The organism is Flavobacterium sp. (assembly GCF_031363805.1).
Classification (GTDB): domain Bacteria; phylum Bacteroidota; class Bacteroidia; order Flavobacteriales; family Flavobacteriaceae; genus Flavobacterium.
Genome location: NZ_JANLVD010000082.1, coordinates 1 through 9,055 on the forward strand (window position 1 = coordinate 1; position 9,055 = coordinate 9,055).

The 9,055-nt window shown below is 32.7% G+C and carries 10 protein-coding genes; 9 read left to right on the plus strand and 1 reads right to left on the minus strand.

From position 1 onward, the window contains the following. Window positions 1-260, plus strand: a 260-nt coding sequence (locus RMN92_RS04670) for an outer membrane beta-barrel protein (protein WP_309608305.1), incomplete at its 5' end; no start/stop codon positions are given. Between the two features lie 67 nt (window positions 261-327). Here RMN92_RS04670 and RMN92_RS04675 read toward each other — a convergent pair. Further along, window positions 328-495 (minus strand): hypothetical protein, encoded by a 168-nt coding sequence (locus RMN92_RS04675; protein ID WP_309608306.1) that lies wholly within the window; start codon window positions 493-495, stop codon window positions 328-330. Between the two features lie 258 nt (window positions 496-753). On the opposite strand from RMN92_RS04675, the gene fumC reads away from it, so the two are divergent. The 8 genes from fumC (at window position 754) to RMN92_RS04715 (ending at window position 8,704) form a co-directional block, all read left to right on the plus strand. After that, on the plus strand, window positions 754-2,151 hold the full coding sequence (gene fumC / locus RMN92_RS04680) for a class II fumarate hydratase (protein WP_309608307.1): 1,398 nt from the start codon (window positions 754-756) through the stop codon (window positions 2,149-2,151). A 379-nt stretch (window positions 2,152-2,530) separates the two neighbouring features. Next, on the plus strand, window positions 2,531-2,950 hold the full coding sequence (locus RMN92_RS04685) for a DUF2452 domain-containing protein (RefSeq protein WP_309608308.1): 420 nt from the start codon (window positions 2,531-2,533) through the stop codon (window positions 2,948-2,950). 14 nt (window positions 2,951-2,964) lie between these two features. Beyond that, the gene (locus tag RMN92_RS04690) at window positions 2,965-3,267 is read left to right on the plus strand and encodes a TIGR03643 family protein (protein WP_309608309.1); all 303 of its coding nucleotides are present in this window, start codon (window positions 2,965-2,967) and stop codon (window positions 3,265-3,267) included. Between the two features lie 72 nt (window positions 3,268-3,339). Continuing rightward, window positions 3,340-4,845 carry a deoxyribodipyrimidine photo-lyase gene (locus RMN92_RS04695; RefSeq protein WP_309608310.1) on the plus strand — a complete coding sequence of 502 codons (1,506 nt, stop codon included), beginning with the start codon at window positions 3,340-3,342 and terminating at the stop codon, window positions 4,843-4,845. A gap of 1 nt (window position 4,846) precedes the next feature. Continuing rightward, the gene (locus tag RMN92_RS04700; protein ID WP_309608311.1) at window positions 4,847-5,581 is read left to right on the plus strand and encodes a DUF2071 domain-containing protein; all 735 of its coding nucleotides are present in this window, start codon (window positions 4,847-4,849) and stop codon (window positions 5,579-5,581) included. Continuing rightward, window positions 5,568-5,705 (plus strand): DUF2256 domain-containing protein, encoded by a 138-nt coding sequence (locus tag RMN92_RS04705; protein ID WP_309608312.1) that lies wholly within the window; start codon window positions 5,568-5,570, stop codon window positions 5,703-5,705. The genes RMN92_RS04700 and RMN92_RS04705 overlap by 14 nt, the downstream gene beginning before the upstream one ends. Window positions 5,706-5,788: 83 nt before the next feature. Continuing rightward, a complete protein-coding gene (locus RMN92_RS04710) occupies window positions 5,789-7,324 on the plus strand; it encodes a cryptochrome/photolyase family protein (protein WP_309608313.1) in 1,536 nt (511 codons plus the stop codon). Window positions 7,325-7,414: 90 nt separating this feature from the next. Continuing rightward, the gene (locus RMN92_RS04715) at window positions 7,415-8,704 is read left to right on the plus strand and encodes a DASH family cryptochrome (RefSeq protein WP_309608314.1); all 1,290 of its coding nucleotides are present in this window, start codon (window positions 7,415-7,417) and stop codon (window positions 8,702-8,704) included. Window positions 8,705-9,055 lie beyond the last annotated feature (351 nt).

Here is a 9,055-nt window from a genome sequence, read left to right on the forward strand (position 1 = left end):
GTGTTGGAAGCGCCAATTTAGCCTTTAGCAAAGATGTTTTGAAAGATATGGGAACCATTGCTTTTAATATAAGTGACCTATTTAATAGTCGCAAAATGATTCGCGATGTAAATCTTGCTACTTTAAATTCCTACAGCGAAATGCAACGAAATGTGAGACAATTTACACTTTCATTTACTTACAGATTCAATAAAAAGAAATCTGATAGAGAACCAAAACAAAGACCAAACGAAAATGGCGATGGTGAAAATATGGGATAATCTGATACATTATGTAACTAAAAAAGCACCTCAAAAAGGTGCTTTTCTTATATCAGACAAATAAAATTTATGCAGATTGCTGTTGTTTTTTGGCTCTCCATTCTTTAAACATTTCCCACAAAGCGCCACCTATCCAATATTGAACAAAAGCCACCAAGAAAAATAATAACCAAAAACCAATAGTTAATACAGTTAAGAAAAGTAAAAAGCCTAAATATTGCGGAAATTCAACCATAACGTTTCGTAATTTTTTAAATACTCAACAAAAGTAAATGTAAATTTCTACTTAACCAATAATTTTTATAAATTTATTTTAATACATTTTTTTACCCAATGTAGAATGTTTATTTTTGGAGCTATTTCCCGCTATCCGTTGCAATCTTTTTGTGCTTTTGTCATCCTGAGCATGTCGAAGGACAAAAGCACAAAAAGGATTTTCACTGCTATCGGGGCTAAAAACAAACAGTAACCTAAAAACTTAAAATAATTTAAAATGGAATTCAGAATCGAAAAAGACACCATGGGCGAAGTACAAGTACCAGCAGATAAATATTGGGGTGCACAAACGGAACGCTCTCGAAACAATTTCAAAATAGGACCATCGGCATCAATGCCAAAAGAAATTATTCAGGGTTTTGCCTATCTAAAAAAAGCGGCCGCTTTTGCCAATTGCGATTTGGGTGCATTGCCAATTGAAAAACGCGATGCCATTGCTGCAGTATGCGATGAAATATTGGCTGGAAAACTGGATGATGAGTTTCCTTTGGTCATTTGGCAAACAGGTTCTGGAACTCAAAGCAATATGAATGTGAACGAAGTGGTGGCCAACAGAGCGCAAGTTTTGGCTGGAAATAAAATTGGCGAAGGCGAACAATTCATCAAAGCCAACGATGATGTCAACAAATCGCAATCATCAAACGATACTTATCCAACTGGAATGCACATTGCCGCATACAAATCAGTTGTAGAAATTACCATTCCAGGTGTAGAAAAATTGCGTGATACATTGCATGCGAAAGCTTTAGCATATAAAAATGTGGTTAAAATTGGTCGTACCCATTTAATGGATGCCACGCCACTAACTTTAGGTCAAGAAATTTCTGGTTATGTTGCCCAGTTAAACTACGGAATTAAAGCCATAAAAAACACATTGTCTCACCTTTCTGAAGTGGCACTTGGCGGAACTGCTGTTGGAACTGGACTCAACACACCAACTGGTTATGATGTTAAAGTGGCTGAGTATATTGCAAAATTTACAGGTCACCCGTTTGTAACTGCACCTAATAAATTTGAAGCATTGGCCGCCCACGATGCCATTGTGGAAACACACGGAGCGTTGAAACAATTGGCAGTTTCACTAAATAAAATTGCCAACGATGTTCGTATGCTGGCTTCTGGTCCACGCTCAGGAATTGGAGAAATCTTAATTCCTGAAAACGAACCTGGATCATCCATTATGCCAGGAAAAGTAAACCCAACTCAGTGCGAAGCGTTGACTATGGTTTGCGCGCAAGTCATGGGCAACGATGTTGCCATTTCAATTGGTGGCATGCAAGGTCATTATGAATTGAATGTTTTTAAACCACTCATGGCGGCCAACTTTCTGCAATCGGCACGATTATTGGGTGATGCTTGCCTGTCTTTTGAAGAACATTGCGCCAGCGGAATCGAACCAAATTATACACGTATTGAAGAATTAGTTAATAATTCATTGATGCTTGTTACGGCTTTAAACACCAAAATTGGTTATTATAAAGCCGCAGAAATTGCACAAACAGCTCACAAAAACGGAACAACTTTGAAAGAAGAATCTGTTCGATTGGGTTATGTTTCCGCAGAAGATTTTGATGCTTGGGTGAAACCCGAAGAAATGGTGGGAAGTTTGAAATAGTATCTTTTTAAAATATTGTCAAAACCTGTAAATAAATTTGCAGGTTTTTTATTGGTTTCATATATAGTTTTAAACTATAACTTTAGCGCATTTACCTTTCAAGTTTTAAAAACTTCAACACGAATTTCACTAATTATCACGAATTAATTTGTGTAAATTAGTGAAATTCGTGTTGAATTTATTGCATCTGGCAGGCTTTAACTCTCCAAAATCAAATCTATGGAATTCTAGTCCATAGTAGTTTAGTTAAGATCAAAATATTTTAATTGATACCCATAAATTCTTTAATTTGTTTCATGAAATAAAATGAATTTTATAAAATATTGTTTATCTTTACACAAAATAAGTTAAACAAAATATTGTAGAATATTGTCAATAAATGGAAAAAGAAAAACCAGATAATGTAGTCTATTCAAAAGAAAAAGGATATAATGCTAGTATGTTACCATACGCAACATCTGTTAGCGCTCCTGTAATTAAAACGGATGATATTGTAGCTTGGAAAAGTAGAGGAATTCATAACGTAAATAAAGAACTTGAAAGCAAGTTTAACGAGCTCAAACTACAATATCAAAAATTAATGGAAGAATTCCAGTGGAATGATATGGTGTATAATGCAAAGTTTTCATTTGAACCTGTTATTGGCGAAATATACCATTTGTATGTTGGAACCGATGGAAATAATTTTTTGTCATTAATTGGTCCATTAGAATGGAATAAAGAGCATATTGCCACTTTTAAATTGAATAGCGATAAAAAATGGATGATCTTTAATGAAAAAAGTGGACTGTTTTCTTAAATAATTATATAAAAATGAAATCACCAATTGCAACTCCAGAAAATCTTGAACTTACAGAAATTGCTATTGATAGAATTATCGAAATGGCTTGGGAAGACCGAACGCCTTTTGATGCCATAAAATTTCAGTTTGGCTTGGTTGAAGCCGATGTGAAAGCATTAATGAAAAAAGAACTCAAATTTAGTAGCTATAAATTGTGGCGAAAGCGTGTTGAAAATTGCAAAACCAAACACGAAGCAAAACGCGCAGAAGGAATAGATCGTTTCAAATGCAATAGACAAAGAGCTATTTCTAGCAATAAAATTTCAAAGAGATAAACAATCTTTTTAGTCTTCAAAACTGTAATGAGTACTAATATACTATTTGAAAAATAACTTCAATAACTAAAATTGAATAAAAAATCCATAAATATTGTTTGGTTTAAGCGTGATTTTCGATTTACAGACCACGAACCTTTGTTTATGGCTCAACAAGAAAATCTTTCCATATTATTGGTGTATTTTTTCGAACCATCAGTAATGAATTATGATGATTCAGACGTTCGTCACTGGCGATTTGTGCATCAATCATTACAAGATATGCAATTAAAATTGGATGCTATCTCTTCAAAAATTTATTTTTTCCACACTGAAGTTGGTATTATTTTCGAAGAATTAATCAAAATTTACGATATTAAAAATGTTTTCTCGCACCAAGAAATTGGTAATAAAGTAACATTTGATCGTGATTTTGAAATGCAAAAATTCTTCTATAAAAATTCTATTCAATGGAAAGAATCTCAAATGCATGGCGTAATCAGGAAACTAAAATCTAGAAAAGATTGGGACAAACGTTGGGAAAAAGTAATGCGCGATTCTCCAAAAATTATAAACATCAATTCGCTCAACATTGAAAGTCTTGATTCTAATTTTTATATAGAATTTAAAGGAGAAACTTTAAATACAGAAATTACAACCCACAATAAAAACTTCCAGCAAGGTGGCGAAAATTTCGCTTGGCGTTATCTGGATAGTTTTGTAAAAAACCGTTACATTAATTATAGCAAACACATTTCGAAACCGAGTTTGAGTCGTAAAAGTTGTAGCCGCTTATCACCATATTTAACTTATGGGAATATCAGTATGAGAATGGTTTACCAATACACAAATAAATTCTATGAATCTTCATTCAATAAAAGAGCCATTTTAAATTTTGTTTCTCGTTTGCATTGGCATTGTCATTTTATCCAAAAATTTGAAGATGAGTGTCGTATGGAATTTGAAAATGTAAATCGGGCTTATGATGTTTTGATCAAACCAAAAAATGAATCTCATATCAAAGCTTGGCAAGAAGGAAAGACTGGCGTCCCAATTGTAGATGCTTGCATGCGATGTTTGGTTTCAACAGGTTATATTAACTTTAGGATGAGAGCAATGGTGGTTTCGTTTTTTACCTTTAATTTGTGGCAAGATTGGCGCGAATTGCATTTTTTGGCGCGACAGTTTCTAGATTACGAACCTGGAATTCACTATCCACAGTTGCAAATGCAATCGGGAACTACGGGCATCAATACCATTAGAATTTACAGTCCAATTAAAAACTCTCAGGATCATGATTCTGAAGGTATTTTTATTAAACAATGGCTTCCAGAATTGGCTGAAATTCCAGTAAATTTAATTCATGAACCATGGAAATTGAATCCAATAGAACAACAATTTTATAATTGTGAAATTGGAAAAGATTACCCTGCTCCTATCGTCAATATTGAGGAAACTCGAAAATATGCTAGCGATATTGTTTGGAGTTTTCGAAAAAAAAATGAAGTGAAGGAAGAAGGAAAAAGAATTTTAAAGAAGCATGTTTCCAACCCAAATTCAAAAACTAGAATGGCAAAACCTAAAAAAATAACCAAATAACATGTCGATATTTTTAAAAGCAAATTGGGAAAATATCATTATGGCAAATTATGAAATTGATCCAAAAATTCTAGACCCTTTTTTGCCCAAAGGTGTTGAAATTGATTTATTTAATGACAAAGCATACATAAGTTTGGTTGGTTTTATGTTTAAAAAAACCAAATTGTTTGGTATTCCAATTCCTTGGTTTGGCACTTTTGAAGAAATTAATTTACGCTTTTATGTAGTTAGAAGAGAAAATAATCAAATAAAACGCGGCGTAGTTTTTATAAATGAAACCATTCCGTATCCAATAGTAGCTTGGATGGCAAATAAATTATACAAAGAACATTACACCGTTGTACCAACAAAGCATGAAATAAATCAGGCAAATAATTGCAAAAAGATAAAATTTGAATGGCTATTGAATAAAAAATGGAATTCAATTTATGTGGAATCTTCAATAAAATCTAGTTCAATGAAACAAGATTCTTTAGAAAAATTTATTTATGAACATTACTATGGTTACACTAAAATTGATCAAAATAAAACCGAAGAATACAAATTGCAACATCCAAGTTGGAAAATAAATAAAGTTGTAAATTATAAAATTGATTGTGATTTTGAAGCAATGTATGGAAAATCATTTTCTGTTTTAAACCGAACGAAACCCGAAGCTGTTTTCATAGCCGAAGGCTCATCGGTAGCTGTCGAATGGAAACGAACCAAATTAAATTTCGAAAATGAAAGGCGTTAAAAAACAAAACCTACCCAGCAAAATTTGTATTGTTTGCCAAAAACCTTTCGCTTGGCGTAAAAAATGGGAAAAAGTTTGGGACGAAGTAAAATATTGTAGCGATAGATGTAGAAAAAATAAATAATCTGCAAGGTCTTTTTTGACCTTGTAGGTTTCAAATTAACACCTGCAAGGTCTGAAAAAGACCTTGCAGGATAAATAAATAAAATGAGTAAAACCCTTAGATTAATCCTCGGAGATCAATTAAATAGCAATCATTCTTGGTTTAAAACTGTTAATGATTCTATTACTTATGTCATGATGGAAATTCGGACAGAAACCGATTATGCTACACATCACATACAAAAAATTGTGGGTTTCTTTTCTGCAATGCAAGAATTTGAAAAAGATTTGAAATCGAAAAAACATCAAGTAATTTATTTTTGTTTGAATAACGAAAACAACTTACAATCTTTCGAAAAAAATATTGATTTTTTAATTACTAAAAATCATTTTACGAATTTTGAATATCAATTGCCCGATGAATATCGTCTTGATCAAATTTTAAAAAATTTCTGTTCAAAACTTTCTATTTCAAATACTGTAGCAGATTCGGAGCATTTTTACACCGAAAGAAACGAATTAGGAGATTTCTTTGAAGGTAAAAAAACATTTTTGATGGAGAGTTTTTACCATGCCATGCGAAAAAAGCACGATGTATTAATGGAAAATGACAAACCACTCACAGGAAAATGGAATTATGATGGCGAAAACAGAAAGAAATTACCAAAAAATCACAAGCCAACGCCGCCATTGGTTTTTAATAATGATGTTTCGAAAATTCTAATTGAAATCAAAAAAACCAATATCAAAACCATTGGAAATATTGATGAGAACAATTTCGTTTGGCCAATAAACAGAGACCAATCACTACAATTATTAGACTTTTTTGTTGCGGAATGTTTGCATTTATTTGGTTCTTACCAAGATGCGATGACACCAAACGAGTGGTCATTGTACCATGCAAGAGTTTCATTTTCAATGAATTCAAAAATGATTTCTCCAAAAGAAGTGGTGGACAAAGCTATTTCCGAATGGCAAAAACGTCCAGAAGAAATCGAGTACAATCAGCTGGAAGGTTTTGTACGTCAAATCATTGGATGGCGCGAGTACATGCGCGGTATTTATTGGTTGAAAATGCCCGAATTTGGCAATATGAATTTTTTCAACCATCAAGGAAAATTACCTGAATGGTTTTGGACAGGCAAAACAAAAATGAATTGTTTGAAAGATGCCATCAACCAATCATTGGATTACGCTTATGCACACCATATTCAAAGACTGATGATCACTGGAAATTTTGCACTTTTGGCAGGAGTTCATCCAGATGAAGTCGATAATTGGTATCTTGGTATTTATATTGATGCAATTGAATGGGTCGAAATTACCAACACACGCGGTATGAGTCAGTTTGCCGATGGCGGCATTGTAGGTACAAAACCCTACGCAAGTTCAGCTTCCTATATTGATAAAATGAGTCATTATTGCGGTAGTTGTTTTTACAAAAAAGCAATAAAAACTGGTGATAAATCTTGTCCTTTCAATAGTTTGTATTGGAATTTTTATGATAAAAACGAAGATAAATTGGGCAAAAATCCAAGAATTGGGATGATGTATAATGTATGGCGAAAAATGCAACCCGACCATAAAGCCGAATTGTTGCAACAAGCAGATTATTATTTGAAAAATATAAATGATTTGTAATCCTGCAAGGTTTTTTTAACCTTGTAAGTATCTATAAAAAACAATTAAACCTACAAGGTTTTTGAAACCTTGCAGGATAAATAAAAAAATATGAAAACTTCAATAGTTTGGTTTAAAACCGATTTACGATTACTCGACAATGAAACATTGGCGAAAGCTATTGCGCAAAGTGACCAAATAGTACCTGTATATTGTTTTGATGAATCGGATTTTGAAACTACAAAGTATGGTTTTAAAAAAACTGGCAATTTTAGAGCGCAATTTCTATTGGAATCATTGTTGGATCTAGATAAAAATCTTCGAGAATTAGGGTCAGGATTAGTCATTTTAATAGGAAAACCAGAAGTTGAAATTTCGAAAATTGCTCATCAATACAAAGTTCAAAAAGTTTTTGCAAAACGAGAAGTAGCTTTCGAAGAAAAACAAACCAAACAATTGGTTCAGAACGAACTTTGGAAACAACAATGCGAAATTGAAACTTTTAGTACAAGTACTTTATACCATGCCGAAGATTTGCCTTTTTCTATAAAAGATATTCCAGATGTATTTACAAATTTCAGAAAAAAAACAGAACAAGATTCAAAAGTAAGAGCTGTTTTTGACAAACCTTTGAAAATAAATTCACCCACAATTCCAGAAATTAAATTACCAACATTGGAAGAATTGGGTTTGACATTTACTGAAATTGATTCGAAAGCAGCAATAAAATTTAAAGGTGGAGAAACAGAAGCCATTAAAAGATTAAACCATTATTTTTTTGAAACAAAAGCCATTTCCAACTATAAAGAAACTCGAAACGGAATGGTCGGGTCAGATTATTCTTCAAAATTTTCGGCATGGTTGTCCATGGGTTGTATCTCGCCAAGATATATTTATAGCGAACTCAAGAAATATGAATCTCAATTTGGAGCCAATGACTCGACTTATTGGTTGGTTTTCGAATTGTTGTGGCGTGATTATTTCAGGTTTATGATGAAAAAATACCACACTAAATTTTTCCAACAATCTGGAATACAAGACAAAGGAATCGTTGTCAATAAACACAATATTAGCGAGCTTAATGATTGGATAAATGGAAATACAGGAGTAGATTTTGTGGATGCAAATATGATCGAATTGAAACAAACAGGTTTTATGAGCAACCGTGGCCGACAAAATGTGGCTAGCTATTTATGCAATGATTTAAAACTAGATTGGCGCTATGGCGCAGCCTATTTCGAACAGCAATTGATTGATTATGATGTGTGTAGCAATTGGGGGAATTGGGCTTATTTGGCTGGTGTTGGGAACGATCCGCGTGGCAATCGTTATTTCAATATTGAAAAACAAGCCGTTGATTATGATAAAAGCAAGGTTTTTAGGAATTTGTGGTTAAAGTGATATTTTATTTGTTTTTTAACCACATAGCGTAGCTTGACAATTTTTGTTTAAGGATAACAAAGAAAATATCATTTTGCACATAGTGCTATGAAGTCTTTAACTGAGCAAAGCGATTTAATTTTCGTATTTTTTTATGAGCCTATGTGGTTTAAAATATATTAACTATACTAATTGTATCTCGGTTTATTTACCACAATTTTAAATAAATCGTTCGAGTTACATACATAAAAAACAATTATATTTACAGTAAAATATAGTAGATGGAAGCAATATTTAGGGGGGAGAATATTTTAGAGTTCATAAAAGCCTTTCCAGATGACAATAAATGTAGAGAAGTTATAGCAAATGAGA

Excerpts from the sequence above, each read along its gene's own strand:
- RMN92_RS04675 (WP_309608306.1), bottom strand. The coding sequence starts at position 495 with ATGGTTGAATTTCCGCAATATTTAGGCTTTTTACTTTTCTTAACTGTA.
- fumC (WP_309608307.1), top strand. The coding sequence starts at position 754 with ATGGAATTCAGAATCGAAAAAGACACCATGGGCGAAGTACAAGTACCA.
- RMN92_RS04685 (WP_309608308.1), top strand. The coding sequence starts at position 2,531 with ATGGAAAAAGAAAAACCAGATAATGTAGTCTATTCAAAAGAAAAAGGA.
- RMN92_RS04690 (WP_309608309.1), top strand. The coding sequence starts at position 2,965 with ATGAAATCACCAATTGCAACTCCAGAAAATCTTGAACTTACAGAAATT.
- RMN92_RS04700 (WP_309608311.1), top strand. The coding sequence starts at position 4,847 with ATGTCGATATTTTTAAAAGCAAATTGGGAAAATATCATTATGGCAAAT.
- RMN92_RS04705 (WP_309608312.1), top strand. The coding sequence starts at position 5,568 with ATGAAAGGCGTTAAAAAACAAAACCTACCCAGCAAAATTTGTATTGTT.
- RMN92_RS04710 (WP_309608313.1), top strand. The coding sequence starts at position 5,789 with ATGAGTAAAACCCTTAGATTAATCCTCGGAGATCAATTAAATAGCAAT.
- RMN92_RS04715 (WP_309608314.1), top strand. The coding sequence starts at position 7,415 with ATGAAAACTTCAATAGTTTGGTTTAAAACCGATTTACGATTACTCGAC.